This is a genomic window from Nocardioides nanhaiensis (genome assembly GCF_039542785.1).
Classification (GTDB): domain Bacteria; phylum Actinomycetota; class Actinomycetes; order Propionibacteriales; family Nocardioidaceae; genus Nocardioides; species Nocardioides nanhaiensis.
In genome coordinates, this window is the sequence record NZ_BAABIM010000001.1 from 827,801 (window position 1) to 853,947 (window position 26,147).

25 protein-coding genes and 1 tRNA gene are annotated in these 26,147 nt (G+C 73.4%); 15 read left to right on the top strand and 11 right to left on the bottom strand.

The features are described 5' to 3' along the window. Positions 1-59: 59 nt before the first annotated feature. The 3 genes from ABD948_RS03955 to ABD948_RS03965 are packed head-to-tail and all read right to left on the bottom strand — an operon-like array spanning position 60 to position 2,307. Positions 60-809 carry a phosphoglyceromutase gene (locus ABD948_RS03955; RefSeq protein ID WP_345262867.1) on the bottom strand — a complete coding sequence of 250 codons (750 nt, stop codon included), beginning with the start codon at positions 807-809 and terminating at the stop codon, positions 60-62. Continuing rightward, positions 806-1,393, bottom strand: coding sequence for a hypothetical protein (locus tag ABD948_RS03960; RefSeq protein ID WP_345262869.1), 588 nt, complete (start codon positions 1,391-1,393; stop codon positions 806-808). Before ABD948_RS03960 ends, ABD948_RS03955 begins: the two co-directional genes overlap by 4 nt. 29 nt (positions 1,394-1,422) lie before the next feature. Beyond that, positions 1,423-2,307, bottom strand: coding sequence for a UbiA family prenyltransferase (locus ABD948_RS03965; protein WP_345262871.1), 885 nt, complete (start codon positions 2,305-2,307; stop codon positions 1,423-1,425). Between the two features lie 103 nt (positions 2,308-2,410). On the opposite strand from ABD948_RS03965, the gene ABD948_RS03970 reads away from it, so the two are divergent. The 3 genes from ABD948_RS03970 (at position 2,411) to ABD948_RS03980 (ending at position 4,594) form a co-directional block, all read left to right on the top strand. Then, a complete protein-coding gene (locus tag ABD948_RS03970) occupies positions 2,411-3,238 on the top strand; it encodes a glycerophosphodiester phosphodiesterase (protein WP_345262873.1) in 828 nt (275 codons plus the stop codon). 160 nt (positions 3,239-3,398) lie between these two features. Beyond that, entirely contained in the window at positions 3,399-3,884 is a 486-nt protein-coding gene (locus ABD948_RS03975) for a CarD family transcriptional regulator (protein WP_345262875.1), read from the top strand. Between the two features lie 113 nt (positions 3,885-3,997). Continuing rightward, positions 3,998-4,594: a 2-C-methyl-D-erythritol 4-phosphate cytidylyltransferase gene (locus tag ABD948_RS03980; protein WP_345262877.1), complete on the top strand. Its 597-nt coding sequence runs from the start codon at positions 3,998-4,000 to the stop codon at positions 4,592-4,594. Here ABD948_RS03980 and ABD948_RS03985 read toward each other — a convergent pair. After that, positions 4,569-5,315 (bottom strand): IspD/TarI family cytidylyltransferase, encoded by a 747-nt coding sequence (locus tag ABD948_RS03985; protein WP_345262879.1) that lies wholly within the window; start codon positions 5,313-5,315, stop codon positions 4,569-4,571. The two genes, ABD948_RS03980 and ABD948_RS03985, sit on opposite strands and share 26 nt — an antisense overlap. A 104-nt stretch (positions 5,316-5,419) precedes the next feature. On the opposite strand from ABD948_RS03985, the gene nirD reads away from it, so the two are divergent. After that, entirely contained in the window at positions 5,420-5,779 is a 360-nt protein-coding gene (nirD, locus tag ABD948_RS03990) for a nitrite reductase small subunit NirD (RefSeq protein WP_345262881.1), read from the top strand. A 12-nt stretch (positions 5,780-5,791) separates the two neighbouring features. Here nirD and ABD948_RS03995 read toward each other — a convergent pair whose 3' ends face one another. Next, the gene (locus tag ABD948_RS03995) at positions 5,792-8,635 is read right to left on the bottom strand and encodes a M4 family metallopeptidase (protein WP_345262883.1); all 2,844 of its coding nucleotides are present in this window, start codon (positions 8,633-8,635) and stop codon (positions 5,792-5,794) included. A gap of 225 nt (positions 8,636-8,860) precedes the next feature. Here ABD948_RS03995 and ABD948_RS04000 point away from each other — a divergent pair, with 225 nt between their 5' ends. Both ABD948_RS04000 and ABD948_RS04005 read left to right on the top strand, forming a co-directional pair. Next, positions 8,861-10,078 carry a zinc ribbon domain-containing protein gene (locus tag ABD948_RS04000; RefSeq protein WP_345262884.1) on the top strand — a complete coding sequence of 406 codons (1,218 nt, stop codon included), beginning with the start codon at positions 8,861-8,863 and terminating at the stop codon, positions 10,076-10,078. A gap of 176 nt (positions 10,079-10,254) precedes the next feature. Further along, complete coding sequence (locus tag ABD948_RS04005) at positions 10,255-11,016, top strand: hypothetical protein (protein ID WP_345262886.1); 762 nt, start codon at positions 10,255-10,257, stop codon at positions 11,014-11,016. Between the two features lie 249 nt (positions 11,017-11,265). On the opposite strand, the gene ABD948_RS04010 is transcribed toward ABD948_RS04005, so the two are convergent. From ABD948_RS04010 to ispF, 3 genes are all read right to left on the bottom strand, one after another. Further along, entirely contained in the window at positions 11,266-12,219 is a 954-nt protein-coding gene (locus tag ABD948_RS04010; RefSeq protein ID WP_345262888.1) for a type IV toxin-antitoxin system AbiEi family antitoxin domain-containing protein, read from the bottom strand. 209 nt (positions 12,220-12,428) lie between these two features. After that, on the bottom strand, positions 12,429-13,331 hold the full coding sequence (locus tag ABD948_RS04015) for an alpha/beta fold hydrolase (protein WP_345262890.1): 903 nt from the start codon (positions 13,329-13,331) through the stop codon (positions 12,429-12,431). Positions 13,332-13,363: 32 nt separating this feature from the next. After that, positions 13,364-13,840: a 2-C-methyl-D-erythritol 2,4-cyclodiphosphate synthase gene (gene ispF, locus ABD948_RS04020; RefSeq protein ID WP_345264455.1), complete on the bottom strand. Its 477-nt coding sequence runs from the start codon at positions 13,838-13,840 to the stop codon at positions 13,364-13,366. 124 nt (positions 13,841-13,964) lie between these two features. On the opposite strand from ispF, the gene ABD948_RS04025 reads away from it, so the two are divergent. After that, entirely contained in the window at positions 13,965-15,536 is a 1,572-nt protein-coding gene (locus ABD948_RS04025; RefSeq protein ID WP_345262892.1) for a molybdopterin-dependent oxidoreductase, read from the top strand. A gap of 148 nt (positions 15,537-15,684) precedes the next feature. On the opposite strand, the gene ABD948_RS04030 is transcribed toward ABD948_RS04025, so the two are convergent. Further along, positions 15,685-17,040 (bottom strand): C39 family peptidase, encoded by a 1,356-nt coding sequence (locus ABD948_RS04030; RefSeq protein WP_345262894.1) that lies wholly within the window; start codon positions 17,038-17,040, stop codon positions 15,685-15,687. Between the two features lie 115 nt (positions 17,041-17,155). Between ABD948_RS04030 and cysS the strand changes: the two genes are divergently transcribed. The 3 genes from cysS to ABD948_RS04045 are packed head-to-tail and all read left to right on the top strand — an operon-like array spanning position 17,156 to position 21,133. Then, positions 17,156-18,547, top strand: coding sequence for a cysteine--tRNA ligase (gene cysS / locus ABD948_RS04035; protein WP_345262896.1), 1,392 nt, complete (start codon positions 17,156-17,158; stop codon positions 18,545-18,547). Further along, positions 18,547-19,482 carry a 23S rRNA (guanosine(2251)-2'-O)-methyltransferase RlmB gene (rlmB, locus tag ABD948_RS04040; protein WP_345262898.1) on the top strand — a complete coding sequence of 312 codons (936 nt, stop codon included), beginning with the start codon at positions 18,547-18,549 and terminating at the stop codon, positions 19,480-19,482. Before cysS ends, rlmB begins: the two co-directional genes overlap by 1 nt. Positions 19,483-19,489: 7 nt before the next feature. Next, positions 19,490-21,133 carry a metallophosphoesterase gene (locus ABD948_RS04045; RefSeq protein WP_345262900.1) on the top strand — a complete coding sequence of 548 codons (1,644 nt, stop codon included), beginning with the start codon at positions 19,490-19,492 and terminating at the stop codon, positions 21,131-21,133. A gap of 1 nt (position 21,134) precedes the next feature. On the opposite strand, the gene ABD948_RS04050 is transcribed toward ABD948_RS04045, so the two are convergent. Beyond that, positions 21,135-22,364: a DUF4032 domain-containing protein gene (locus ABD948_RS04050; protein ID WP_345262902.1), complete on the bottom strand. Its 1,230-nt coding sequence runs from the start codon at positions 22,362-22,364 to the stop codon at positions 21,135-21,137. Positions 22,365-22,567: 203 nt separating this feature from the next. Then, the gene (gene soxR / locus ABD948_RS04055) at positions 22,568-22,999 is read right to left on the bottom strand and encodes a redox-sensitive transcriptional activator SoxR (protein WP_345262904.1); all 432 of its coding nucleotides are present in this window, start codon (positions 22,997-22,999) and stop codon (positions 22,568-22,570) included. A gap of 97 nt (positions 23,000-23,096) precedes the next feature. Here soxR and ABD948_RS04060 point away from each other — a divergent pair, with 97 nt between their 5' ends. The 5 genes from ABD948_RS04060 to ABD948_RS04080 all read left to right on the top strand — a co-directional run bounded on the left by ABD948_RS04060 (position 23,097) and on the right by ABD948_RS04080 (position 26,141). Beyond that, a complete protein-coding gene (locus ABD948_RS04060; protein WP_345262906.1) occupies positions 23,097-23,852 on the top strand; it encodes an SDR family NAD(P)-dependent oxidoreductase in 756 nt (251 codons plus the stop codon). 117 nt (positions 23,853-23,969) lie between these two features. Further along, a tRNA-Thr gene (locus ABD948_RS04065) sits at positions 23,970-24,042 on the top strand. Between the two features lie 31 nt (positions 24,043-24,073). Next, positions 24,074-24,484 carry an HNH endonuclease signature motif containing protein gene (locus tag ABD948_RS04070; RefSeq protein ID WP_345262907.1) on the top strand — a complete coding sequence of 137 codons (411 nt, stop codon included), beginning with the start codon at positions 24,074-24,076 and terminating at the stop codon, positions 24,482-24,484. A 67-nt stretch (positions 24,485-24,551) separates the two neighbouring features. Further along, positions 24,552-25,304 (top strand): sulfotransferase family protein, encoded by a 753-nt coding sequence (locus ABD948_RS04075; RefSeq protein WP_345262909.1) that lies wholly within the window; start codon positions 24,552-24,554, stop codon positions 25,302-25,304. Between the two features lie 81 nt (positions 25,305-25,385). Beyond that, positions 25,386-26,141, top strand: a complete 756-nt coding sequence (locus ABD948_RS04080) for a sulfotransferase family protein (protein ID WP_345262911.1) — start codon at positions 25,386-25,388, stop codon at positions 26,139-26,141. Positions 26,142-26,147: the final 6 nt, after the last annotated feature.

Sequence of the window (26,147 nt, forward strand, 5' to 3'; positions counted from 1 at the left end):
AGGTTCGCGGGCTCACCTGCGGTCGCTTGCTCGACCACCGATGACGAGGCTTCGCGAGCTCAGCCTCGTCCCTGGTTCGCCACGGCGGCGGCGGCCTCGGCGGCGGCCTGGGGGTCGAGGTAGCGACCACCCTTCTCGATCGGACGCAGGTCGTCGTCGAGCTCGTAGACCAGCGGCATGCCGGTGGGGATGTTGAGGCCGGCGATCTCGTCGTCGCCGATGTCGTCGAGGTGCTTGACGATGGCGCGCAGGCTGTTGCCGTGCGCCGCCACCAGGGTGGTGCGGCCGGCACGCAGGTCGGCGGCCACCTCGGACTCCCAGTAGGGCAGCAGCCGGGCGATGACGTCCTTGAGGCACTCGGTGCGCGGCAGGTCGGCGTCGGGCACGTCGGCGTAGGCGGGGTGGCCCACCTGCGAGAACTCGGCGTCGTCGTCGAGCGGCGGGGGCGGGGTGTCGAAGGAGCGCCGCCAGAGCATGAACTGCTCCTCGCCGTACTCCTCGAGGGTCTGCTTCTTGTCCTTGCCCTGCAGGGCGCCGTAGTGGCGCTCGTTGAGGCGCCAGGAGCGCCGCACGGGGATCCAGTGCCGGTCGGCGGCGTCGAGGGCCAGGTGCGCGGTGCTGATGGCGCGACGCAGCAGCGAGGTGTGCACGACGTCGGGCAGCACGCCGGACTCCACGAGCAGCTCGCCGCCCCGGGCGGCCTCGCCGCGGCCCTTCTCGGTGAGGGGGACGTCGACCCAGCCGGTGAAGAGGTTCTTGGCGTTCCAGTCGCTCTCGCCGTGGCGGAGAAGGATCAGGGTGTGGCTCACTCCTCCTCACCCTCCTCGCCGTGCGGCTCGGGCTCGTCGACCGGGCACGGCACCTGCTCGACGGCCTCGTCGGCCGGCTCGGCGCCCGCGCTGGGGGCGATCTCGAGGTCGGCGGAGGGGGCGTCGTCGAGGCCGGTGTACTGGCCGCAGGCACGCTTGACGAACACGTCGACCGGCACCTCGCTGCCGTCGTCGAAGACGAAGGTCATGGGCAGCACGCGCCCCGGGGCGACCGGCTCGCCGTCGATCCGCAGACCGGCCTCCTCGAGCTGACCGCGCCCGTAGGGCTCGAGCTCGATCTCGCCGTCGGTGGCGGTGACGCCCTCGCCCTCGACGCCGGTCAGGGTGATGACGTCGTCCGCGTTGCGGCTGGCGACCAGGCCGTGCAGGGTGCCGGAGCCCTCCTCCTCGCTGACGATCACCACGTTGGAGAGGGTGACCTCGTCGGCGTGCACCGTGGTGCCGGCCGTGATCTGGTTGATCCGGTTGGTGGCCTCGTCGAAGCCGCAGGAGGCCAGCAGCGGGGCGGAGACCAGGACGCCGATGGCGGCCAGGCGCAGCGTGTGGCGCGAGCGAGCGAGCATGGGGGCAGCCTAGTGGACCGCCCCCGGCGTCACTGACGCAGTCCGAGGGTGCCGCCCACCACGATGACGGCGATGCCGACCAGCACCACGTAGGCGCTGGCGAGGGCCAGCAGGCGGGTGGCTCCGAGCTTGAGCCCGAGGGTGAGCGGCAGGTAGGTCCAGCCGTCCTCGTGGTCGGAGACCAGGCCGAAGGTCGAGCGCAGCACGTGCACCCCGACGCCGAGCGCGGCCGCCAGCAGCGTCATGGCCAGCTGCGGGGCGCCGCCCTCGGCCTGGCCGCCCCAGCCGCCGTAGGCCAGGTAGGCCGGGTAGAGCGAGAACGCCACGGCCCAGGTGAGCAGCGAGAGCGGCCCGGTGCGCAGGGCCACGTTGCCGAGCATCCCGATGGCCAGGGAGAGCAGGTAGCAGCTGCCGGCGGTGATGCCGGTGGAGATGGACAGCGGCACCACCAGCAGCACCGCGCAGGCCAGGGCGAACCAGGCGGTGCCGGGATCGAGCCGGCCGTCGGCCAGCGGCTTGCCCGGGGTCTGGTGCCGTTCGTCGCGCACGCGGTCGACGAGGTCGTTGTGCCAGCCCAGGATCGCCTGCCCGGCGAGCACGGTGAGGGCGACGACGAGCACCTCGCGGCCGGGCCGGCCGGCGAAGGCAGCGGCCGTCGCGAGCACACCGGCGGTGAGGACGGCCTGCAGCGGGTGGGCGGTGCGCAGCAGGAGCAGCGGCCACCCGTTGCGCACCCGGGAGCGCAGGTCGCGGCCCTCGCTGCCGCGGCGGGTCTCGCGGTCGGTGCGGGCGGGGCGGGGGTCGCGCTCGGCGACGGCGGTGCCGGTCCCCGTGCTTGCGGTGCCCCCGGACAACGACGCAGCGGTGTCGACGGACTTCTCGGAACCGCGTCGGCCGGGCCGTCTGATCGCCATGACGGCATTATCACCCCCACCTCCACGTCGCGGGCGTGATTCCGGGGCGCCTGCGGTGCGCCTACGGTGGGGCGCTCACCCCACGGCCCCTCGGAGGTCCCCTGTGACACCGCACCGCCGGCGCTCCCGCGTCACCGGCCTCCTGCCGGCCCTCATCCTGGCCCTCGTCACCACGCCCCTCCTGGCCCCGACGACGACGGCGGCGTCGGCGTCGGCGACGAAGGCCGGCGGTGCCGACGTGATCGGCCACCGCGGGCACCCGGTCGGCGTCACGGAGAACACCCTCGCGAGCTTCCGCAAGGCGCTGCGGGCGGGCGCCGACGGCGTCGAGCTGGACGTGCGCGTGACCGCCGACGGCAAGCTCGTGGTGATGCACGACGACTCGCTGGCGCGCACCACGACCTGCTCGGGGACCGCCGTCAGCGACGCGAGCCTGGCCTGGATCCAGCGCAGCTGCCGCGGGCGGGTCGGCGGCGAGCGGATTCCGAGCCTGGCGGCCGTCGCCGGCTGGCTGCGCCGGGCGCCCGGTGCGGTCGCCGTCGTCGAGATCAAGGGCGGTCCCTGGACCGCGCCGCGCATCCGCGGCCTGCAGCGCGTGCTGCAGCAGCGGCGGGTGCTGGGGCGCGTCACCGTGCTCTCGGGTGACGCCTGGCTGCTGCGCCAGGTGGAGCGGGCTGCTCCGCGGCTGCACACGCACGCGCTGGCCGACTCCTGGGCCGAGGTCCAGGGGTGGCGACGCGACTTCCCGCAGCTCGACGGCGTCAACCTCCACGCGGCCGACGCGACCCGTGCGCGGGTCGCCGCGCTGCACCGTGCCGGCCTCACGGTGCTGGGTCGCACCACCTCCTCGCGGGCCGACTTCCGGCGTCTGCGGGCAGCCCGCGTGGACGGCTTCGTGACCGACCGGATCGGCCTGGCGCGCAGGCGCTGAGAAACGCTCCGGGAGCGCCTCGCAGGCGGTCGCTAAGAGCCGGCGCACCACACGATCGTCGGTCTGTCAAGCCCGGATGTGGCCTCTGACCTGCGCAAACGCTGTCAGGAGTTCCCTGCGGACGTGATAAGATGAACACCTAGGAAGGGGTTCATCACACATGACTTTCACCGTCGGCGAAACGGTTGTTTACCCCAATCACGGGGCCGCGGTCATCGAGGACATCGAGACCCGGAAGATCAAGGGAGAGGACCGTCAGTACCTCGTCCTCCGCATCGTCGCCCAGCAGGACCTGGTGGTACGCGTCCCCGCGTGCAACCTGGACCTGGTCGGGGTGCGCGACGTGGTCGACAAGGAGGGGCTCGAGCGGGTGTTCGACATCCTCCGGGCCGAGCACGTGGAGGAGCCGACCAACTGGTCGCGCCGCTACAAGGCCAACCTGGAGAAGCTGCACAGCGGCGACGTCATGAAGGTCTCCGAGGTCGTTCGCGACCTCTGGCGTCGTGAGCGCGACCGCGGTCTCTCCGCCGGTGAGAAGCGGATGCTGGCCAAGGCGCGCCAGATCCTCGTCTCCGAGCTGGCCCTGGCCGAGCACACGAACGAGGACAAGGCCGAGACCATGCTCGACGAGGTCCTCGCCAGCTGAGTCCCGTCGGCACCTGCTGACACATGTTCCACCGACGGCCCCCGGGAAGATCCCGGGGGCCGTCGTCGTGCTTGGGCACAGTCGGGTGTGCCCTCGTGCCCTAGGTTGGCCCGATGAGCGACTGGGAGGACCTCGAGCCCGACCTGCCCCCCGCCCTGGGCACGGTGCTGGAGCAGGGCCGCGGCTCGCTGCCCTTCGCGCTGCTGCACGGCGAGGCGCTCGTGACCTGCGCGGTGTGGGCCCTGGGGGAGTCGGGCGTGACGCCGGTGGACCTGGGGACCGACTGGTCGGGGCTCGCGGAGTCGGGCGAACCGTTCTGCCTGCACGACAGCCTGTGCCCGATGACGCCCGCCTCCTTCATCGCCGACTGCATGCGCCATGCCGTGGCTACCGACGCCATCGTGGTGGGCGTGCGTCCGGTGACCGACACCGTCAAGCAGGTCGACGGCGGCCGCGTGGGCGCGACCGTGGACCGCGAGGGCCTGCAGGCGGTGTGCTCACCGGTGGTGCTGCCCCCGCGGGTCGTGCGCGAGCTGGCCCACGTGCCCGCCCCCGACCTGGCCGCGGCCGACCTGGCCGAGCTGGTGCGTTCCCTGGGCGAGCGCCACCCGGTGGAGCTGCGCGAGGCACCGCCGGAGGCACGCCGCGTGCTCGACGTCGACGACGTCGCCCTGCTGGAGGCGCTCACGACCCCCGAGTCGCGCCGCTGACCCCGTCGAGCAGCCCGTCGAGCAGTCGTGCCGCGAGCCCGACGTCCTCGGGCCAGGTGATCTTGAGGTTCGTGCGCGCGCCCGGGACGGCCGCCACCACCAGGTCGGGCGCGAACCGCTCCAGCGTCGCCGCGGTGTCCGTGCCCTCGACGCCGGCCTCGCGGGCGGCGGCGTAGGCGGCCAGCAGCTCGGCGGCGCGGAAGGCCTGCGGCGTCTGGACGCCGTGCAGCTCACGGTGACCGTGTGCACCCCGCGCGGGGCCCCCCAGCACCGGCCCGAGCGGCACCGTGGGCAGCGCGCCGCCGCTGCGCCGGGCCTCCTCCAGCACGCGGGTCAGCAGCCCGGGGCCCGCGAGCGGTCGGGCGCCGTCGTGGACCGCGACGACGTCGACCAGCCCGGCCTCGACGTCCGGCGCCAGCACCGCCAGCGCGGCCTGCTCGCTCGCGTGCCGGGTGGCGCCGCCGCTGACCAGCACGACCGTGCGCTCGTCGTCGGGCCCGAGCACGTCGGCCAGGTGGGCGCCGAGCGCCCCGGCGACGGCGTCGTGCTCGTCGTCGCGCACGACCACCACCACCCGCGTCACCTCGGGCAACGTGAGGGCGTCGAGCACCGACCAGGCCAGCACGGGCCGCGACCCGAGCGGCAGCAGCACCTTGTTGACCTCGGCTCCCACCCGGGTGCCGGAGCCGGCGGCGAGGACGACGACGGCAGCAGCGGTCACGGGGCGAGCCTACGACCCGAGGAGCGGCCGGGTCCGCGCACGCTGTTGCCTGCGCGTTACACGGCGAAACATCACCGACAACAGGCGCGACCTACGTTGAGGCCATGGCTCTCCGGGGACCTCACGACGAGTGGCAGCCGGTGTGCCGGATCGCCGAGCTGGAGGTGGGCCGCGGCGTCAACGCACTGGTCCACGGGCAGGCCGTGGCCATCTTCCGGACGGCGGACGACACCGTGTACGCACTGGGCAACCACGACCCCTTCGCCAAGGCCTCGATGCTGGCCCGCGGGATCGTGGGCGAGCGCGACCGGGTGCCGTTCGTGGCGCCCGTGGCCCACAAGCACGCCTTCGACCTGCGCACCGGCCGCTGCCTGGACGACCACCACGTGAGCGTGCCCGCCTACGACGTCAAGGTGCTCGAGGGTGTGGTGCTGGTCGGCCAGCGCAAGAGCGTGGCGGCCTGAGCGAGCAGCGGGTCAGAGCCCGTCGGGCAGCTCGGCGGTGAGGATGTCGTCGCCGCCGAAGACGGCGTCCTGCCACACCAGGCGGCTCCCGGAGAGAGCCGGGAACGCCTGCTGGCCGCGCGCGTCGAGCAGGTTGTAGATGGTGCCGGACCCCAGCGAGTAGAGGTGCAGGTCGGTGTCGACGACCTGGTCGCCGCCCACCTCGGCCACGCCGCCGCCCAGCGCCCCCACGGCCTCGGGCCACACCGCGTAGTCCGCGCCCAGGGCAGCGCCGAAGGGCACCGCGGTCTCGGAGAGCACCACCGCGGCGCCGGAGGGGTCGAAGAGCGCCGCGAGCTGCTCGTCGTCGAGCGCCAGCACCCGACCGCCGGCGGTGGCGACGGCGAGCACGGCGCCACCCACCTGGCCCACCTGCTGCACGGTCTCGCCCGCGGGGTCCCACAGGTAGACCTCGCCGGCGTCGGTGCCCAGGGCCACGAGCCCGTCGCCGGTGCCGACCGAGGTCACCGAGGAGATGCCGGCGGCCTCGAGGTCGAGCTCGGTCAGCGTGCCGGCGGGGTCGAGGAAGGAGGCGGTCGCGATCTCCTCGGTGGCCCACGCGGCGCCGTCCTCGCCGCCGGCGAGCCCGGCGGTGATGGTGGAGATGCCGATGTCGGCCAGCGGGGTGCGCGTGCCGTCGGCGTCGTAGCGGGCCAGGGTGCCCGGGAAGCTGTAGCCCTCCACCTCCAGCGCCACCAGCGCCTCGCCGGCGAAGGCCACCTGGACGGCGCTCTCGGAGCGCGTGGCGGGCTCGCTGCCCACGCTGCCGGTGGCCGCGACACCGGTGAGGCCGCCGGCGGTGCTGAGGTCGACCCAGGCCACCTGCTCGCCGGAGACGGTGGGGGCCAGCTGGGTCGAGGAGGAGGACTCCACCACCTGGCCGTCGGCCTCCTCGGGTGCCGTGCAGCCCGCGCAGATGTCGACGGCGTCGAAGACCTCTCTCGCCACGCGCAGGATCACCGGGTCCGCGCCGGCGGCCTGGATGGTCTGCTCGACGGCGCGACGGGCGTCGAGGAAGCCCGCGGTGGGTCCGAGCTGGGTGACCAGCGCCGCGTAGACGATCTTGTCGAAGTCGTCGGCGAGCGGTGAGGCGTTGCCGTCGCCGCCGTCGATCTCCGCGAGCCGGCTGCGGATGGTCCACAGCGCGTTGCTCCACACCAGCGAGTTGGAGTGCACGCCGCCGTTGTCCTGGTTGTCCTGGGTGAGCAGTCTGAACCGGGTGCCGGTGTCGAGCAGGTAGAGGTAGTCGCCGAAGGTGACCCCGGACTGCAGGTCGCGGGTGGCCAGCGTGTCGTACATCGGCTGGCACAGCGCGGTGGGGTCGGCGACGGCGGCGCAGCCGGCCTCGCCGAAGCTCGGGTCGTCGGCACCGCTCAGCTCGTTGCCGATCACGTTGCCCAGGTAGTCGGCGAAGCCCTCGTTGAGCGCGCCGGGCTGGCCGGAGTAGACGAGGTCGGCAGAGGAGGCGATGACCCCGTGGGTGATCTCGTGCGCGGCGACGTCGTTCTGCACGAACTCGAAGCCCTCGCACGGGACGCCGTAGACCATCTGCGGCCGGGGCAGGGAGTCGTCGAAGTAGGCGTTGCAGGCGTTCGGGCCGGTCAGGTTGACCGACGAGACCAGCGAGGAGCCGGCGTCGTCCCAGGAGCGGCGTCCGAGCCGGCCGTAGAAGTCGTACACGGCGCGGGCCAGGGCGTGCGCGCCGAGCGCGTCGCCGTCGGCGACCTGGCCTCCGGCGGAGGTGACCGGGCGGCCCGGCAGCTGGGTGTCGTCGAGCCCCTGCATGTCGAAGGTCTCGATGCCGCCCTCGCCGGTGGCCGGGTCGAAGGTGGGGGTGGTGGTGTCGAGCAGCCCCACGCTGCCGTCGGCCAGCTCGGTGCCGGTGGCGGTGACCTCGCCCATCACGCGGCTGCGGCCGGTGACCTCGACGGCGTCACCCTCCGCCCGTGAGCGGGCGCGCACCGGCGCGCGCTGGTGCAGCGGCACCACGGCGGCCACCTCGGCGGAGCCGGCGCGTGCCTCCAGCACGTCTCCCGTGACGGCGTCGACGTAGTAGCGGCCCAGCACGGCGATCTCGACCTGCTGCCCGGGCGCGGGGCCGACGACGACCTCCCACGCCAGGCGGCCGCCGTCGGCCGGCAGCACCACCAGGCGCGGGTCCGGGCGCGGGTCTCCGCCGGACGCGTCGCGCGCCGTCGCTGACGCCTCTCGCGCCGTCAGCTCAGGCTCGCTCGGCGGCTCCAGGCCCGGGAACACCCGGCCGCGGACGGCGTTGAGCCGCACGTCGTCGGCCTGCTCGTCGCCGTCGGTGAGGCTCAGCACCAGGCTGCCGTCCAGCACCGGGTACCCGGCCGCCTCCTGCGTGGCGCGCACGGTCACGACGCCCGCGATCGTGGGGTTGCCGGGCTCCTCGAGGCTCAGCTCCTCGGGAGCGACGCCGAGCAGTCGCTCGCCCCACTCGGCGAGCAGTGCCTCGCTGACGGCGAGGGCGTCGCCGCCGTCCGCCGGGGCGTAGCGGCCGCCGCTGAGCTCGCCCAGGTAGCCGGTGACGTCGTCCTGGCGGCCCACCCAGCCGGACCCGGTGATGGCCCGCAGCTCGTCGAGCGCGGACTCCAGCTCGGCGCGACGCTCGGCGGTGTCGGGCTCGCCGGGGGCGGGCTGCCAGGTGGTGGAGACGACCAGCGACTGCGGCGCCCGACCACCGCCGTCGCCGTCGCCGCCCTCGAGCGACCGGCCGCCCGTGCAGGCGGAGGCGGCGAGCACCACGCCGGCGAGGGCGGCGGCGAGCGCGACGCGCTGGCCCGGACGGGTCGTCATCGGTGCCTTCCGTGGGCCGGCGAGATCGGCGGGATCGAGCGCATTGTGCGAACGGACCAGGAGTCGTGTCAACGGTTGGAGTGGCCCAGACCCGCTCAACCACGCCGTTCTGAGCACCGGTCTAGCTCACTCGGCAAGGTCTGCGCGGATACCCCGCGGTGGTCGGGGTCTGCTGTCATCATGCGGCCACACCCGCTCCTTCTGCACCGTCTGTGGAGGTCCCCGATGCCGTGCCCCACGTGCAGCAGCGACAACCCCGAGGTCGCGGCCTACTGCCACAAGTGCGGCACCTCCCTGCGTGCAGGAGCCGGCACCCAGCGCAGCTACGCGGTCGCCTCCTCCGAGGGCGTGTGCCAGTTCGCGCTGATCTCCACGGTGATGCCCCACACCAGCCGCGAGTCGGCCGACAACTACCGCTGGGCGATGATCCTCTCCTCGGTGCTCGTCGTGGGAGCCACCGCGCTGGGCCTGCTGCCGGTGGCCGTGGCCGCCGCGGCCCTGCTCGTGCCGCTGGCCTACCTGGTCTACATCTACGACGTGAACCTGTGGGAGGACGCACCGGTCGCCGTCGTGCTCGGGGTCTTCGTGGTGAGCGGTGCTCTCGCGCTGCTGGTCTCGCTGGTCTTCTTCGACTGGGTCTTCGCCGGCCAGTTCCAGGAGTTCGCCGCCGGCGGCCGTGCGCGCAGCGGCTTCGACCTGGGCAGCATCCTCGTGCCGCTGCTGGTCTTCGCCGTCCTGCTGCCGGTGGTCTCCGAGGTGCTGCGCAACCTGCCCGGCGTGGTGCTGGCCCGGATGCCGCAGTTCGACGACATGATCGACGGGCTCACGTTCGGTGTCGCCGCCGGCACGGCCTACGCGGCCGTCGAGACGCTGGTGCTCTACCGCGCCGTGTTCACCTCCGGCGAGCTGCGCACCACCGAGGGGCTGGCCGGGTGGATCGTGGTCGTCGTCAACCTGATGGTGGTCAAGTCGCTCGTCTACGGCACCGCCACCGGCATCGCCGTGGCCGCGTTCTCCGGCAAGGGGGAGGGCTACGACGGACTCACCGCCTTCTACCTGCGCAACCTCGGCTTCGCGTGCCTGGCCAACGTGGCGTACTGGCTCGGCGTGCGGCTGCTGGCCTACCTGCCCTACGGGCAGGCGCTGGGGCTGCTGTGGGGCTTCCTGGTGCTCGCCGTGCTCGTCGTCCGGATCCGGGTGATGCTGCAGGCGGCGCTGCTCGAGGCCGCCGTCGAGGACGCGGCCAAGGCCGAGTCCTCGAGCCGCGACGTGTTCGTGGAGACCTTCTGCCCCGAGTGCGAGAACATGCTGCTCAGCGGCGCGCAGTTCTGCATCGTGTGCGGTGAGTCGGTGCGCGCGGTCTCGCGCCAGACGCGGCGACAGATGGCGGCCTCGCCCGGCGACCCGCCACCCGAGCAGCCGACCGAGGGGGGTGCCTCGTGAGCGCCCCGACGCCGCCTCCGGGTCGGCCCCCGGCCGGCCCGCCGCCGTCGCGTCCGCCGACCGGGCCGCCGGGCATGCCGCCCCCCTACGCCTGGGGTCCGCCGGTGCCGGGCGCGCCGCCACCCCCACCGCCGGGTTCCCTGCACCGCAGCTCCCGCGGGCTCACCATCGCATTGGTGGTCGTGGGCGTGGTGGCCGTCGGCGCGCTCGGCGCGCTGGCCGCCGTGCTCTTCGGCGGGGGCGGTGACGACGAGACCGCCGGGCCGCCGTCGCTGAGCAGCACCGCCGAGCCCGAGGGCGGCTCCGGCATCCTCGACCCCGAGCCGATCGGCAGCGCGGAGCCGCTGCCCGAGCCGGCCCCCGAGCCCAGCCAGCCCACCGCCCCCAGCGAGCCGCCGACCGTCGAGCCCACCGAGGCGCCGCAGACGCAGGAGCCCGCTCCAGACCCGGGAGGCCCCGACATCCCGGGCAACGGGCGGACCGTGACCGTCGGCCCCGGTGTCCAGGTGCTGGTGCCCGTCGGCTGGGAGGTGGCCGGGCAGGGAGAGAGCGACGTCGCGGTCAGCAGCGGCGACGGCTCCTTCGGCTACGTGCTGACCGGCGTCGACGACCCCTCCACCGACGCGGCGTCCGTGATCACCCAGAACCTCTCCGGCCTGCTGCCGGCCGACAACTACACCCAGCTCGACACCGGCGACGTGCGACCGCTGGAGCCCTTCGGCTCCCTGGTGTCGGTCGCCGTCATGGACTACACCTCGCTGTGGGTCGATGCCCAGGCCCCCATCCCGCTGGCCGGCCAGGTCTACGCGGCGGTGCGCTCCGACGGCGTCGTGGTCCTGATGACGGTGGAGCACACCCCGCCCGAGGACTTCGAGGCCACCGTCGGCGACTGGGGCCAGCTCGTCGACGGCACCCTGGGGCTGCTGGGCGGGTCCTAGTCCGGCCTGGCCAGGACCGATGGGGCTGGTCTTGCTGGTGTGTTCGGTGGGGTTGGTGGGGCGCAGGTGGCTCGCGTGGCGAGAGGGTGATCCCACGTGGACGTGGGAACGCGGAACTGGAGGGCCAGAATTCTGGCCCCCCGGTTCCGCGAATGCCCGTCCGGTGGGACTGGTGTGACGCATGGTGTGAGCGAGAAGACCCGCTGCTCCGGATGTCCGGCGATACTCCCGCGGTCGTGGGAGAGGAACTCAGACCAGTCCGAGGAACTTCTCGATCCGACGCGCCAGGCGCACGGGGTCAGCGAGGTCGGCCCAGGTGATGCGGATGCACCGCCACCCGGTGATCTCGCGGATGTCGTCCTCGCGCAGCCTGTCGCGCACCACAGCGTCGCTGGCAGTCTCCCCGGGGCGCAGGAGGCGTCCGTACTTCACGAGCCCGTCGAACTCCAGGAAGACGCCGTACTCGGGCCAGGCGAAGTCCACGCGGTACTTGACGTTGCCGTGCTCGTCCTTGATCTCCTTCTGCGCGATGGGACGCGGGATCCCCTCCCGGAAGCAGAAGTGGTCGAAGCGGGTCTCGCCGACCGACTCGATGAGCGGGTTCGCCAGCCGGAGCACGAGGTCGGTGACCATCGAGTTGGTCCACTGCTCCATCTCGACGGCGCGGATCTGCAGCTCCTTCTCGGTGACCATGCCCGTGAACAGGAAGAAGTTGACGACGCACAGCGCGGCCGCGGTGTGCCCGAGCAGCGTGCACTCCAGTGCGGCGCGGGCCGGGGAGGTGACCGGGAGACCGTTGACGTAGCCGACGTCCTCCAGCAGGACAGCCCCCCGGTGCTGGGTGACGTCAGCACACCGCCGGCCGCTGAGTCCGTCGGTGCGGGTCGTGTGCACGCGGTCGAGGGACAGACCCCACGTGGGGCCTCCGTACTCGGCGACGGCACTGGTGTGCGAGAGCAGGCTCGGCGTCCGGGCCGAGGCGACCACCGCGCGACCGCGCAGGAGGAATCGGCCGACGTCGTCGAGTCCCTGCCAGATGGCCGGCTGGGTGTAGGCGCCGTGCCTCACACGTGCGAGCGCGCCCTGGCGGACGAGCTTGTCGATGTGCTTGTCGCTCATCCCGCTGGCGAGCAGGTCGCGCCGGAGCATGACGGGTCCGTTGCGGGGGTCGTCCACGGGGCGGTTGCGTGTCGGTGCGTTCACGCCCTCAGTGGATGTGATGGCGGACAGTTCCCGCTGCTGTCGCGGCTACTCCTGTGGACAGGCCTCGCCTGAGGTCCACCCTGTGCACGACACGTGGGCCGACGTCACGACATCCGGGGGGCCGATCACGGAACCGGAGGGCCGGAATCCAGGCCCCCCTGTTCCGTGATCCCACGTGGACGTGGGATCACCCCCCTGGGCAACCGGCCTCAGCCGACCCGACCCCGCGCCCGGACGGCGGGCACGAGCGCGCCGTCCACCAGACCGATCAGCTCGTCGGAGACCAGCCGGTCGCGCTCGAGGGGCAGCATGTGGCCGGCGCCGGGGCAGACGACGAAGCGGGCGCCGCGGATGGCGCCGGCGATGCGGCGGCCGTGGCGCGGCGGGGTGAGCAGGTCGCGGCTGCCGACGAGCACGACCGTCGGCACGTCGTCGAAGGCGGCCAGCGCCTCGGTGCGCTCGTGGGTCATGAAGTCGCGGTAGAAGCCCGACATGGTGGCGGGCGGGCAGGCGATCAGCTGGTCGACCACCAGGCCGACGTCACGCGGCCGCAGCGGGTCTCCGAACAGGAACCGCGTGACGACGCGCCGCTCGATGCCCGGTGAGCGGCGACGCCGTGAGCGCGAGTGAAGCCGAGCCCGGATCGCGAGCATCCGCGGGATCTGGGACTTGATGAGCGGTCCGGTCTCGGGCAGGCCCAGCGTGACGGTGTCGAGGTGGCCCGAGGAGGTGGAGACGAAGAGCAGCCCGGCCACGCGCTCGACCAGGTCGGGGCGCTCCTGCGCCAGGGCCATGATCGTCATCCCACCGATCGAGTGACCGGCCAGCACGAGGCGTCCGTGCGGGGCGTGGGCGTCGATGACGGCTCCCATGTCACGGGCCAGGTGGGTGATCGTGCACGCCTGCTCGGGTGCGGCGGAGGAGCGGCCGTGCCCGCGGTGGTCCCAGGTGAGGATCCGGACGTCGTGGCCGTAGCGGGTCAGCAGGTCCCGCACCTGGTAGTGCCAGTCCGCCTCGTCGGCGGTCCAGCAGTGCGCCAGCACCACGCTGACGGGCGCGTCGGCGGGGCCGTGGGTGGTCACGTGCAGGTCGAGACCGTCGTCGGTCTTCACGAGGGCTCCTGGGGAGGGGGCTCGGGGGCGGCTCAGGACGGGGAGCGGCGCAGCAGCAGGGCGGTGGCGATCGCCGCGACACCCTCGCCGCGCCCGGTCAGCCCCAGGCCGTCGGTGGTGGTGGCCGACACGCTCACGGGGGCGCCCACCGCGGCGGAGAGTGCTGCCTCGGCGTCGGCGCGACGCGGACCGACCTTAGGCCGGTTGCCGATGATCTGCACCGCGACGTTGCCCACGTCATACCCCGCGGCCCGCACACGGGTCGCCGTCTCGGCCAGCAGGACGACGCCGGCGGCACCCGCCCACGCGGGCTCGCTGGTGCCGAAGTTCGAGCCCAGGTCGCCCAGCCCGGCGGCGGAGAGCAGGGCGTCGCAGGCGGCGTGGGCCGCGACGTCGCCGTCGGAGTGCCCGGCCAGACCAGCCGGCTCCTCGGGCCAGGAGAGGCCCGCCAGCGCCATCGGCACCCCCGGCTCGAGGCGGTGCACGTCGGTGCCGACGCCGGTCCGCAGGGCGCCGAGCAGGTGGGGGAGGGCCGCGCCGTCGTCGGGGGAGGGAGTCGCCTGGGTCACCTCGGCATCATGCACGAGCGCCGTCCGGGGTGGCCCCGGTGGCGTCATCGGTCACAATCGTGGGGTGTCCCATGCCCCACGCGGTGCCTGGACCCTGGCCGGCGTCCTCGCCGGTGCAGCCGGTCTGGCCACCAGCTACCTCGCCGCCTCGGTCCTCTCCATCCGCGAGGCGCCGGTCGTCGCGGTCGCTGACCTGGTCATCCGGCTGACCCCCGGCCCGGTCGTCGAGTTCTTCATCGGCCTGCTCGGCACCCTCGACAAGCCGCTGCTCGTCGTCGGCATCCTGGTGGTGCTGGGCCTGCTCTTCGGCTGGTGCGGCCGGCTCGCGCGCCGGCGCTGGTGGGCGCCCGCCGTGGTCTTCGCGGCGCTCGCGGTGGTCGGTCTCGTGGCGGTCCTCGGACGCAGCGGCACCACCACCGCCGACGCGCTGCCGGTCGCGGTCGGCTTCGTCACCTGGCTGATCGCCCTCTCGCTGCTCACCGGCCCGCTGCGGCGCCTGGAGGAGCTCGACGACGAGCGCGACGACGTCGCGGTGACATCGACGGTCGACGGTGAGCGCACGCCCGTGGCCGCCCAGCGGCGCGGGTTCCTGATCGGTGCCGCCTCGGTGCTCGGTGTCTCCGCCGTGCTCGGCGTGGCCGGTCGCTTCCTCGGGGCGGGCCGCCGCCAGGTGGAGGAGACCCGACGGCTGCTGCGGCTCTCGGCGGTCACCGAGCCGGCCGTGCCGGCTGGTGCGCGCGTGGACGTGCCGGGCGTCGCGCCGTGGATGACGCCGGCCGACGACTTCTACCTGATCGACACCGCGATCGTGCGCCCCGCCATCGACCCGGCGCAGTGGACGCTGCGCATCCACGGCCTGGTCGACCGCGAGATCAACATCAGCTACGCCGACCTGGTGGCGCGGGAGGTGACCCAGCGCTGGGCCACCCTGAACTGCGTCTCCAACCAGGTCGGCGGCGACCTGGTGGGCAACGCGTGGTGGAGCGGCGCGCGCATCGCCGACATCCTGGCCGAGGCCGGCGTCGACCCCGAGGCCGACTGCGTGCTGCAGACCTCCGAGGACGGCTGGACCTGCAGCACACCGCTGGCCGCCCTGCTCGACGACGACCGCGAGGCGATGCTCGCCGTCGCGATGAACGGTCGCCCCCTGCCCATCGACCACGGCTTCCCCGTGCGCACGATCGTGCCCGGCCTCTACGGCTACGTCTCGGCCTGCAAGTGGGTCGTCGACTGGGAGGTGACCCGCTTCGCGGACGTCACCGCCTACTGGACCGAGCGCGGCTGGGGCGAGATGGGGCCGGTCAAGATCGCCTCGCGCATCGACGTGCCGCGCTCGGGCGAGGAGGTGCCCGCGGGCGAGGTCGTCCTGGGCGGCTCGGCGTGGTTCCAGCACACCGGCATCTCCGCGGTCGAGGTCTCCGTCGACGGCGGGGAGTGGCAGGCGGCCACCTTGGGCGAGGTGCCCTCCGCCGACACCTGGGTGCAGTGGCGCGCCGCGGTCGACGTCGAGCCGGGCGACCACGAGGTGCGGGTGCGCGCCACCGGCGCCGACGGCGAGGTGCAGACCTCGGTGGAGCGCGACGTGCTGCCCGACGGCGCCACCGGCCTGCACGCGGTGGGCTTCACCGCGACCTGATCTACCGCCGGCCCGACGTCGGCTCCGGCCCTGTGGACGGTAGGTGGGCTGTTCCGTGCCCGACCGGGGGGCCTGTCACGGAACAGGGGGGCCAGGATTCTGGCCCCCCTGTTCCGTGATCCCACGTGGACGTGGGATCGCCCCCGCGCTACCAGTTGCCGCCGGGGGAGGCGGGGAGCGGGTGCTTGCCGTCGCGGATCACGTACACGGTGCCGCCGGAGGTGGGCAGCCAGGCGTTCTCGAACTGGGCGCGGTCGTAGGTGCGGCGCACGCCCTGGCTGTTCGCGCCGGCGGGGTCGTTGACGACGACGTCGCCGCTGCGGGTGAAGCCCACGATCACCAGCAGGTGGCCGTTGGACGCCGAGATGGGGGCGCCGGAGAGCTGCCCGGAGGCGAAGGAGATCGAGGCGACGAGCGGGATGCCGGCGGCGACCAGCAGCTCGGCCTCGCGCAGGGAACGCAGGCGGGTGACGAAGGCCTTGCCGGCGCGCGGTGCGGCGTAGGCGGTGTTGAAGGCCCAGTTGCCGGTGCCGCCGTAGTCGTGGTCGTAGGTGGCGCGGGCGGCGAAGTCGACCCAGGGGTGGGCGTGGTCGCGCGGCACCCACGGGTACTCGGCGCGGCCGGGGAGCGAGCGGTAGTAGCCCAGCACCATCGAGGTGGAGGTGGGCGAGCACCAGGCCTGGCCCCCGTTGCCCCACTGGGGGTAGTGGCCGCGGTGGGTCATCTGGGAGTAGCGCGGCACGTCGAGCACGGTGCCGGCGGCGCTCGCGGCACCGGGCCTGGAGGCGGTGACGCGGCCCTCGGGCAGTCGCGAGGCGACGGCGCCGACGGTGTCGAGGGTGGGCAGGAGCTTGCTGCCGGCGCGGCGCGCGAGCGTGACCCGCACCTGGTAGCGGGTCAGGCCGGCGGTGGCGGCGGTGCCCGAGGCCTGCCAGGTGTCGACGTTGGCGGTGCCGAGGTCGTCGGACTGGCCCGAGCTGGTGCTGCGCTTGACGGTGGCGTCGCCCGAGGCCCAGCGACCCATCAGGTCCCAGCTGGAGACCCGTCCGCTCGCGTCGGCGCCGCGCACCCGCACCTCCAGCCAGCTGTCGCCGGGGGTGCTGGCCGACCAGGAGGGGATGAGCTCGGTGAGGCCGAAGCCCGGGGTCACCCACGCCGAGGTCCAGCTGCCCTGCTGGTAGGCGCGACCGCCGAGCGTGCGGGCCACCATGCCGGTGCCGGGGCGCAGGTCGCCCTTGATCACGCGCAGGCCGGTCTTGGTGCCGGTGTGCCAGTCGGCGTAGCCGTCCCAGGCGTCGTAGGCGATGGCGCGCCCGGCGCCGGCGGCGCGGCGGGCGGCGGTGCGGCCCAGCACGGCCTGCCCGGCACGGTCGGCGGGCAGGGCGCTCTGGTCAGCGCGGTCCACGGCTGGTGCCGACGGAGCCGCGGCGGCGGGAGGCACGACCAGCAGGCCGGCGGCGAGGGCGAGGGCGGCGGGGGCGAGCGCGGGGGGAAGTCGACGCATCTCCTCAGGCTAGGTCACATGCGCCCCACGCGTCACGACATCCTCGCGCGTCACACGCACCGGCTGCCGCGCCGGCGATCAGGCCCACGGGCCCGTCCCTCTCTAGACTGTCGCGGTGACCATCCGGCTCTACGACACCGCGACCCGCGACGTGCGCGACTTCGAACCCCTCGAGGCCGGCAGGGCGGGCATCTACGTGTGCGGGCTGACGGTGCAGTCCGAGCCCCACGTGGGCCACGTGCGCTCCGGGGTCAACTTCGACGTCCTGGCGCGCTGGCTCACCCATCGCGGCTACGACGTCACGCTCATCCGCAACGTCACCGACATCGACGACAAGATCCTCGCCAAGGCCGCCGAGCAAGGTCGACCCTGGTACAACCTCGCCGCCGCGATGCACCGCCAGCTCGACGCCGCCTACACCGCCCTCAACGTGGCGCCTCCCACCTACGAGCCGGCCGCCACCGGGCACGTGCCCGAGATGCTCGAGCTGATCGAGGAGCTGATCGGGAAGGGCCACGCCTACGCCGCCGAGGACGGCTCGGGCGACGTGTACTTCGACGTCCGCTCCTGGCCCGCCTACGGCGAGCTGACCCGCCAGGGCATCGACGACATGGAGGCCGCCGGCGACGCCGACCCGCGCGGCAAGCGCGACCCCCGCGACTTCGCGCTCTGGAAGGGCGCCAAGCCCACCGAGCCCATCACCGCCACCTGGCCCAGCCCCTGGGGGCGCGGCCGCCCGGGCTGGCACATCGAGTGCTCCGCGATGGCCGGCAAGTACCTCGGCCCCGCCTTCGACATCCACGGCGGCGGCGTCGACCTGCGCTTCCCGCACCACGAGAACGAGCAGGCCCAGAGCCGTGCGGCCGGCCGACCGTTCGCCTCCTTCTGGCTGCACAACGCCTGGATCACCACCGCCGGCGAGAAGATGAGCAAGTCGCTCGGCAACTCCCTCACCATCCCGGCCGTGCTCGAGCGCTACCGCGGCATCGAGCTGCGCTACTACCTGCTCTCCGCGCACTACCGCAGCCACGTGGAGTTCAGCTTCGAGGCGCTCGACGAGGCCGCGGTGGGCTTCCGTCGCATCGAGACCTTCCTGGCCAAGGCCCCCGCGGCCACGGACGACGCCCGGCTCGGCGAGCTGCCCGAGGCCTTCGCGGCCGCGATGGACGACGACCTCGGCACCCCGGCCGCCCTCGCGGTGCTCTTCGACACCGTGCGCGAGGGCAACCGGGCCGAGGACCCGCGCCCGCACGCCGCCCGGGTGCGTGCCATGCTCGACGTGCTGGGTCTCGACCCGGCCGACCCGGTGTGGGCCACCGGTGGCGGGCGCGAGGTGGAGCGGCTCACCGGCGCCGTCGACGCTCTGGTGGGCGCGCTGCTCGAGCAGCGGCAGCAGGCGCGCGCCGCCAAGGACTTCGCCACCGCCGACGCCGTGCGCGACCAGCTGCAGTCGGCCGGCATCGAGGTCGAGGACACCCCCGACGGACCGAAGTGGAGCTTGGGCTGATGGCAGGCAACAGCAGCAGACGCGGCGCCGTCCGCAAGACCAGCAAGAAGCCCACCGCCGGGTCGGGGGGCCGGGTCAAGCGCGGCCTCGAGGGCAAGGGCCCCACCCCCAAGGCCAAGGACCGGCCCTACCACAAGGCGCACGCCGCCGAGAGGCGCGCGCAGCGCGGCCAGGCACGCCCGCGGCGCAAGACCTCCGACGTCGAGTGGATCGCTGGGCGCAACTCCGTGGTGGAGGCGCTGCGCGAGGGCGTGCCGGTGACCGGCGTCTACGTGGCCGAGGGCGCCGAGCGCGACGGCCGGCTGCGCGAGGCCTTCCGCCTGGCCGCCGACGGGGGCATCAGCCTGCTCGAGGTCAGCCGCGGCGAGCTCGACCGGCTCACCGACGGTGCCGTGCACCAGGGCCTGGCCGCGAAGATCCCGGCCTACGAGTACGCCCACCCCGACGACCTGCTCGACCTCGCCGACGAGCAGGGCGAGCCCCCGCTGGTGCTGGCGCTGGACTCCGTGACCGACCCGCGCAACCTCGGCGCCGCCGTGCGCAGTGCCGCCGCGTTCGGCGCCCACGGCGTGCTCGTGCCCGAGCGGCGTGCCGCCGGCATGACGGCCTCGGCCTGGAAGACCTCCGCCGGTGCGGCCGCGCGCATCCCGGTGGCCCGCACCGTCAACCTGGTGCGCCAGCTGAAGGCCTACCAGGAGGCGGGCTGCATGGTCGTCGGCCTGGCCGCCGACGGCGAGGTCACCCTGCCCGACCTCGACCTCGCCGACGGGCCGCTCGTCGTCGTCGTCGGTGCCGAGGGCGGCGGGCTCTCGCGCCTGGTGGCCGAGACCTGCGACCAGCTGGTCTCGATCCCGATGGCCAACCAGGTCGAGTCGCTCAACGCCGGCGTGGCCGCCTCCGTGACGCTCTACGCGATCGCGCAGGCGCGCGCTTGATCCCGAGGTGAGCAAGCGGCGCCGCGTCTTCGTCGGCACCACGTACGCGGTGGTGTGGCTGCTGTGCGCCCTGGTCATCGGCGTCGCCGTCTTCTTCGGCAGCAGCCGGCAGACCACGCTGGCCAGCCACGACGCCGTCGTGACCCCGAACCTCTCCGGCCAGGCGGTGCTGCGCACCGGGCCGGTGCTGCCCGACCTGCGCCTGCCCTCCGGCTCGCGGCTCGGCGTCGTCATCACCCTCGGCAAGACCGAGGTCGGCTCCACCGAGGCGCTGGTGGAGCGCTACGCCTTCCTGGCCAGCACCCCGGCCGGCACCATCAGCAAGGTCGAGGGCGCCGTGCGGGACATGGCCGTGGACGCGGCTGTGCGGGGCGCCACCCTGGGCGTGCTGCCGCTGCTGCTGTGGGCGCTGGTCGGGTCGGCTCGACGACGCGAGCTGGCGCGCGCGGCCGGCAGCTGGCGCGGTGGGGTGGTGCTGCTCATCCTGGCGCTCGTGGTCGCCGGCACCTGGGCGCCGTGGGAGCCTGATGAGGAGACCCTCGAGGGCCAGCAGGAGTGGTTGGCGCTGCCCGACTTCCTCGGCCCCGAGATCCCGGTGCCCGCCGAGGCCGCGCAGCTGGAGGTGCTCGGCGGGGCCACCACCAGCGGGGCGCGGCGCCTGATCCAGAGCGCCGTCGACACCTACGACAAGAGCCTGCGCTTCTACGACGCTGCCGAGGAGGCCGCCGCCGAGATCGAGGTGCGCGAGCCGGGTGACGACGAGACCGTCGTGCTGCTGGTCAGCGACCGCCACGACAACGTGGGCATGGACGCCGTCGCGCGCGCGGTGGCCGACCGCGCCGGTGCCACCGCGGTCATCGACGCCGGCGACGACACCTCGACCGGCTCGGAGTGGGAGGCGTTCTCGCTGGACTCCCTCGACGCCGCCTTCGACGACCTCGACGACCGGTGGGCCGTCACCGGCAACCACGACAACGGCCCCTTCGTGGGCGAGTACCTGGCCGGGCTCGGGTGGGACGTGCTCGACGGCGACGTCGTCGAGGGGCCCGCGGGCGGCCGGATGCTCGGCGTCCCTGACCCGCGCTCGAGCGGGCTGGGCACCTGGCGAGACGAGAGCGGCCTCTCCTTCAGCGAGGTCGGCGACCGGCTGGCCGACGAGGCGTGCGCGGCGCAGGAGCGCGGCGAGCGGATCCACACCCTGCTCGTGCACGACGCCAACCTCGGCTCGGCCACGCTCGAGCGCGGCTGCGCCGACCTGGTGGTCGGCGGGCACCTGCACGTGCAGGAGGGCCCCACCCCGGTGGAGGGCGAGAACGGCGAGGTGGGCTACAGCTTCACCACCGGCACCACCGGAGGCGCTGCCTACGCCATCGCGCTGGGCAGCAAGCTGCGCCGTCCGGCGCAGGTCACCCTGATCACCTACGACGCCGAGGGGCTGCCCGTGGGTCTGCAGCCCGTCGTGCTGCAGACCAACGGCCGCTTCGACGTCGGCGACTACGTGGACCTCACCTACGAGGCGCCCGCCGGCGAGCAGTCCGAGCTCGACGACGGGCCGGCCACCGGGCCCGACGGCGACGTCCTCGACGACGAGGTCGCCGACGAGTCCACGGACCAGCCCACCGAGGAGCCCACCGAGGAGCCCACCGAGTAGCTCAGACGGCCTCGGGGTCGGGCTCGTCGGTGGTGGCCAGCTGCTCGTCGGGCCGGTGCGGGAGCACGGTCGCCAGGTAGTCCCGGGCGGAGTCGAAGATGTCGACCTCGCGGCCGGCCTGCTCGGAGAGGTACCAGCGGTGCTCGAGCACCTCGTGGAACACCTCGGCCGGCTCCAGCTTGCCGCGCGCCTCGGCCGGGATCATCCGGGTGATCGGCTCGTAGACCTCGGTCAGCCAGCGGGCGGCCACCAGGTGTCGGTCCTCGCGGCCGAGGTCGTGGTGGGCGGTGTAGGCCGCGAGGTCGTTGAGCAGCCGCCTGGCCTGGCCGTCCTCGACGTTCATGCCGGTGAGGGCCTGCAGCTCGCGACAGTGGTGGCCCAGCTCGACGACGCGCGGCCGGATGACGACCTGGTCGCCGTCGAAGTCGGTGACGATGTCGAGCTCCTCGACGTCGAAGCCGAGGTCGTTGAGGCGCTCGATGCGCTGCTCGATGCGCCACATCTCCTCGACGCCGAAGCGCTCCTCGCCGGTGAGCTCGGCCCACAGCGCGTGGTAGCGCTCGGCAAGCATGCCCACCACGGCGTGCGCGTCGAGGGGCGCGTCGACGCCGGCGCTGGCCTGCAGGTCGAGCAGCTCGGCGAAGACGTTCTCGGTGCCCACCGTGACGTCGTACTCGCGCAGCCGGTCCGAGAGCTCGGTCTTGAGCTCGCCGGTCTCGGCGTCGACCAGGTAGGCGCTGAACCCGCCCGCGTTGCGCCGGAACAGCACGTTGCTGAGCGAGACGTCGCCCCAGTAGAAGTCGGCGAGGTGCAGCCGCACGAGCAGCACCACCATGGCGTCCACCAGGGTGGGGAGGTTGTCGGCGGAGAGGCCGTGGCTGAACAGGCTGCGGTAGGGCAGCGAGAACTGCAGGTGCTCGGTCAGCAGCGCGGCCGGCAGCTCCTCGCCGTCGGCGCCGATTCGTCCGGTGACCACGCCCTGCGGCACCACCGCCGGCAGCCCCATCCGCTGCAGGTCGCGCAGCATCCGGTACTCGCGGAAGGCGATCTCGGCCACCGTCTCCTTGACCGCGTACGTGCGGTCGCGCAGGCGCACGATGCGCACCACGTGGCGGGAGAGGCCGCGCGGCAGCGGCACCACGTGCTCGGGCGTCCACTCCTCCAGCGGGGTGGACCAGGGGAGCGTCAGCAGGGCCGGGTCGGGGCGGCTGGCGACGATGTGGAGCGCCATCCGGACAGGCTAGTGCCGTTCGGCAGGTGAAGGGGTCGGTCGCCGGTTCCGCTGCGCTCGGTGCGAGCTCGTTCCTCGCCCGCGGTTCCGCTGCGCTCGTGCTGCAGGCCGGGCTGCGAGGGTCTGGACGCGCTCCGCGCAGGTTCGCGGGCTCACCTGCGGTCGCTTGCTCGACCACCGATGAGCCGTGGTTCGCGGGCTCACTACGGCTCTAGCCGGACCGCGCCGGGTCCCTCGTGCGCCAACGCGTCCCCGGGGTTGACCAGGCTGCAGCTGCGCAGCGAGAGGCACCCGCAGCCGATGCAGCCGTCGAGGCGGTCGCGCAGCAGCTCCAGGCGGCGGATCTGCTCGTCCAGGCGTGGGCGCCAGGCGCGGCTGAGTCGGTGCCAGTCGGCCTTGGTGGGGGTGCGGCCCTCCGGCAGGGTCGCGAGCGCCTCGCCGATCTCCTCCAGGGTCAGGCCCACCCGCTGGGCGCTGCGGATGAACGCGACGCGGCGCAGGGCCGAGGAGGAGTAGCGGCGCTGGTTGCCGCTGGTGCGCTCGGAGCCGATCAGGCCGCGAGCCTCGTAGAACCGGACGGCGCTGGTGGCCACCCCGGCTCGCTCGGCCAGCTGCCCGATCGTCAGGGTCGCCATGGTGCCAGCCTCCCCGGACCTCGAGCGGACTTCAAGTCCGTTCTCGACACGAGCAAGACTAGAACAGGTTCTATTTCTCCTGCTAGCGTGCCGGGCCATGACCGCCCAGCCCTTCCCCGCTCCCTCCGCCGCCGGTGCCGCCGAGCCCCGCGTCGTCGTCGTCACCGGTGCCGCCTCGGGGATCGGGCACGCCACGGCCGCGATGTTCCGCGACCTCGGTGACACCGTCTTCGGCCTCGATCTCAACGACACGGTGCCCGACGGCGTCGAGTTCGTGCACTGCAACGTGGGGGAGCGCGCCTCGGTGGACGCCGCGATCGAGACCTGCGCGCGGCACGGCCGCATCGACGTGCTCGCCAACGTCGCCGGTGTCGTGCAGTTCGGCCACTTCGAGCAGATCACCGACGAGGAGTGGGACCGCGTGCACGCGGTCGACCTCAAGGGCCCCTTCATGCTGATCCGTGCCGCCATGCCCCACCTGCGCGCGTGCGGCGGCAACGTCGTCAACGTCAGCTCGGTGGCCGGCAACGTCTCCCAGCCCTACACCGTGGCCTACGCGGCGGCCAAGGGTGGGCTCACCCAGCTCACCAAGGCGCTCGCGCTCGAGCTCTCGCCGTCCGGCATCCGCGTCAACGCCATCTGTCCGGGCACCGTCGACACCCCGATCGTCGGCGAGGTCTTCGGCATGATGCCCGCCGACCTCGACCAGCGCGTGGCCGACCGGCTCATCATGATGCTGCCCGGCAAGCCGATCGCCCCCGCCGAGATCGGCACCGCCATCGTCTACCTCGCCTCGCCCGCCGCCCGGATGATCACCGGCGAGGTGCTGGCCTTCGACGGCGGCATGAGCTGAGGTCGTGGAACGACCCGCGGCAGCGAGGTCCGCGGCGATCTGCTGAGATGTCGCCTGGTGGACGCACGCCAGGTCCGGACGGCACCCTGTCCGAACGTGGTCAGGAGCGACCACTCGGCCGCCTTGGCGCAACTGGCAGCGCAGTGCACTTGTAATGCGAAGGTTGCGGGTTCGAGTCCCGCAGGCGGCTCGATGTCGGAGGTCGGTCCTGGCCTTCCCGCGTGCCCACCTTCACCTGCCGCGGCTGCGCCGCACTGTGTGAGGGCAGGCGCCTGCGGATCTACTGCTCGCTCAGGTGTCAGCGGGAGTACGAGCAGACCCAGCTGGTGGCGCTGTGGCTGGCGACCGGGCAGGCGAATGCCGGATCGGGCAGGAGGCACTATGTGCGTCGACACGTGCTGCGTGAGCAGAGCGGCCTGTGCGCGATCTGCGGCTCGCCTCCTGAATGGCTCGGCTCCCCACTCGCCTTCGTGCTCGACCACATCGACGGGGACTCGAGCAACAACGTGCGAGCGAACCTCCGGCTGGTCTGCTCGAACTGCGACTCGCAGCTGCCGACGTACAAGAACCGGAACCGAGGAGCAGGCCGTCACTATCGCCGCGAGCGGTACCGCGACGGGCGGAGCTACTGACCGACGATGTCGCGGGTCCGTCGGACTGGCTGGTCCGTGCGTCACCACCCGCTCCTACGATGGTCCGGTGCCCGCCCCCACCCCGCTCTTCGTCGTCGGGGTGGCGCGCTCGGGCACCACGGCGCTGACCGAGGTGCTCTCCGACCACCCCCAGGTCGTCATCGGCATGGAGCGCTTCAAGAAGCTGTGGGGCGAGCGGATCGGGGAGCTGACGCCGCAGCTGCTCACCCGGGAGCGGTTCCTGGACTTCGACGACGACCTCACCCGCATCCGCCCCGATCGCAGCCAGCGGTGGGCCGACTTCTACGCCAAGCAGGCCGACCGGTTCGACCAGGCGCGCTACGTGGGCGAGAAGATGACGGCGACGCCCATGGAGGCGCTGTGGCAGACCATGCCCGACGCGCGGTTCGTCGGCATCGTGCGGCGCATCGAGGAGGTCGCGGCCAGCTGGGACGCGCGGGCAGCCCGCCCCGACGACGTCGGCTGGTCCGAGCGGCTCGACAACGAGCGCGCCGTCCAGGCCTGGAACCGCAACAACACCCGGCTGCGCCGCGCGCGCCGTCAGCACCCCGAGCGGGTCGCGCTGGTGGAGTACGGCGAGCTGTTCGGCGACCCCGACGGCGGCGCCCTGCGCCGCCTGCTGGCCTGGCTCGACCTGGAGGTGACGCCGGAGGTGGAGGAGTCCTTCGGTCAGGCGCACCGCACCTACGTGGAGAAGGTCGCCGGCAAGGACCGCACCCTGGCACCCGAGGTGGAGAGGCTGCTCGCCGAACGGGTCGCCCCGAGGCTGTGGCACCACCTGAGCAAGCTCACCGTCTGACCTGGGCGCTGACCTGGGTGCTGACCTGGGCGCTGACCCGGCGCCGACCGGGCCCGCGCGGCGCTGCCTACGATGTGCCCCGTGACCGACCCGACGCCGCTCTTCCTCGTCGGGGTCGGCCGCTCGGGCACCACCGCGCTGGCCGAGCTGTTCGCCGAGCACGAGCGTGTGGTCATGGGCATGGAGCGCTTCAAGTACCTGTGGGGTGCTGCCCGCCTCGACGAGCTGACGCGCGAGAAGCTGCAGCCGGCGGCGTTCTTCGACTTCGACGACGGCCTCACCAACGTGCGACCCGACGTCCACCAGCGCTGGCACGACTACTACGCCAAGCAGCACGACCGCTTCGAGAACGCCGCCTACGTGGGCGACAAGATGACCCTCGCCCGCTTCGACCGGCTGTGGGAGGCCATGCCCGACGCGCGGTTCGTGTGCATCGTGCGCTCGCCCGTGGAGGTCGCGCGCTCCTGGGACGTGCGAGCGGGTCGCACCGACGACCCCAACTGGCCCGCCCACCTCGACCGCCGTCGCGGCATCGAGGCGTGGAACACCGGCAACCTCAAGATCCGCCGGGCCGCGCGCCAGCACCCCGAGCTGGTGACGGTCGTGGAGTACGCCGACCTCTTCGGCGACCCGACCGGCCGCGCGGTGCGCGCCGTCATGGAGCGCCTCGGCCTGGAGGTGACGCCTGCGGTGGAGGCCGCCTTCGCCGAGGCGCACGAGACCTACACCGGCAAGGTCCGCACCCAGCACGGCGAAGTGCCGCGCGAGGTCCGGCGCTTCGTGCGCCAGCACGTCACGCCGGACCTGTGGCGGCACCTGCGCAAGCTCGCGGTCTGACGCCGG

Bases quoted from the DNA above. Each gene is read 5' to 3' on its own strand.
- ABD948_RS03960 (WP_345262869.1), bottom strand. From the start codon at position 1,393: ATGCTCGCTCGCTCGCGCCACACGCTGCGCCTGGCCGCCATCGGCGTC.
- ABD948_RS03965 (WP_345262871.1), bottom strand. From the start codon at position 2,307: ATGGCGATCAGACGGCCCGGCCGACGCGGTTCCGAGAAGTCCGTCGAC.
- ABD948_RS03975 (WP_345262875.1), top strand. From the start codon at position 3,399: ATGACTTTCACCGTCGGCGAAACGGTTGTTTACCCCAATCACGGGGCC.
- ABD948_RS03980 (WP_345262877.1), top strand. From the start codon at position 3,998: ATGAGCGACTGGGAGGACCTCGAGCCCGACCTGCCCCCCGCCCTGGGC.
- nirD (WP_345262881.1), top strand. From the start codon at position 5,420: ATGGCTCTCCGGGGACCTCACGACGAGTGGCAGCCGGTGTGCCGGATC.
- ABD948_RS03995 (WP_345262883.1), bottom strand. From the start codon at position 8,635: ATGACGACCCGTCCGGGCCAGCGCGTCGCGCTCGCCGCCGCCCTCGCC.
- ABD948_RS04000 (WP_345262884.1), top strand. From the start codon at position 8,861: ATGCCGTGCCCCACGTGCAGCAGCGACAACCCCGAGGTCGCGGCCTAC.
- ABD948_RS04030 (WP_345262894.1), bottom strand. From the start codon at position 17,040: ATGCGTCGACTTCCCCCCGCGCTCGCCCCCGCCGCCCTCGCCCTCGCC.
- rlmB (WP_345262898.1), top strand. From the start codon at position 18,547: ATGGCAGGCAACAGCAGCAGACGCGGCGCCGTCCGCAAGACCAGCAAG.
- ABD948_RS04050 (WP_345262902.1), bottom strand. From the start codon at position 22,364: ATGGCGCTCCACATCGTCGCCAGCCGCCCCGACCCGGCCCTGCTGACG.
- soxR (WP_345262904.1), bottom strand. From the start codon at position 22,999: ATGGCGACCCTGACGATCGGGCAGCTGGCCGAGCGAGCCGGGGTGGCC.
- ABD948_RS04060 (WP_345262906.1), top strand. From the start codon at position 23,097: ATGACCGCCCAGCCCTTCCCCGCTCCCTCCGCCGCCGGTGCCGCCGAG.